The sequence below is a fragment of the Bacillus pretiosus genome, from assembly GCF_051294775.1.
GTDB classification, from domain to species: Bacteria; Bacillota; Bacilli; order Bacillales; family Bacillaceae_G; genus Bacillus_A; species Bacillus_A wiedmannii.
Genome location: NZ_JBPPHF010000315.1, coordinates 1 through 295, shown reverse-complemented (window position 1 = coordinate 295; position 295 = coordinate 1). Strand labels below are relative to the sequence as shown.

Sequence of the window (295 nt, the reverse complement as noted above, 5' to 3'; positions counted from 1 at the left end):
TTGAAGATGGAACAATTATTCGTCCAGAAAAAAATGTCGACGATGTAGTACTCCTTGCTGAAGGGAAATAGAAAAGGGGGATGAAATGAATGGGAGAAAAAATGTTAGGAATTATTAATGCAACGGGAAGTTTTCCTTCCTTAAAGAAAGTAACAGGGCATCGTACATTAGCGGCGTTACCATTTGGGGGCCGTTATCGACTCATTGATTTCATGCTTTCAAATATGGTGAATTCTAATATTCATAGTGTAGCGGTTTTTACAAGTCATAAAAACCGTTCACTAATGGACTTATA

General features: G+C 36.9%; 1 protein-coding gene. It reads left to right on the top strand.

All coding sequences use genetic code 11. From position 1 onward, the window contains the following. Positions 1–89: 89 nt before the first annotated feature. Positions 90–295, top strand: a 206-nt coding sequence (locus ACSG5Z_RS31040; RefSeq protein ID WP_435712876.1) for a sugar phosphate nucleotidyltransferase, incomplete at its 3' end; no start/stop codon positions are given.